The following is a 470-nucleotide window of genomic DNA, read 5'->3' on the forward strand; positions in this document are numbered from 1 at the left end:
TTTCGAAACAGGATCTTGAGCTGCTGGAAGAAAACACCAAAAACTGCCGGGGCGCAGTGATCGTTGGCGGCGGACTCATTGGCGTAGAGCTGGCCGAAATGCTGCACACCAGAAAAATCCCGGTAACTATGCTCATCAGAGAAACAGCTTTCTGGCAGAATGCGCTTCCTGTAAAAGACGCCCAATTCATCTCCCGCCATATAGAAAGCCACGGGATAGCTCTAAAACATGAAACTGAAATAAAACAAATCAGCGGGACAAACGGCAGAGTAAACTCAATTGAAACAACTTTGGGAGAGGAAATTGGCTGTGATCTTCTCGGAATCTCCGTTGGAGTGAAGCCGAACATTGACTTTTTAAAAGGTTCAGAAATTGAAACAGACCGTGGAATTTTGGTGGATCCATTTTTAAAGACGAACATCCGGGATGTGTATGCTATAGGGGACTGCGCCCAGCACCGGGAGCCGGTA

At 47.2% G+C, this 470-nt stretch carries 1 protein-coding gene; it reads left to right on the top strand.

Annotated features, from left to right (window positions below):
• Positions 1–470, top strand: a 470-nt coding sequence (locus HC175_RS18235; RefSeq protein ID WP_168139663.1) for an FAD-dependent oxidoreductase, incomplete at both ends; no start/stop codon positions are given.

It is taken from the genome of Salinimicrobium oceani, from assembly GCF_012037645.1.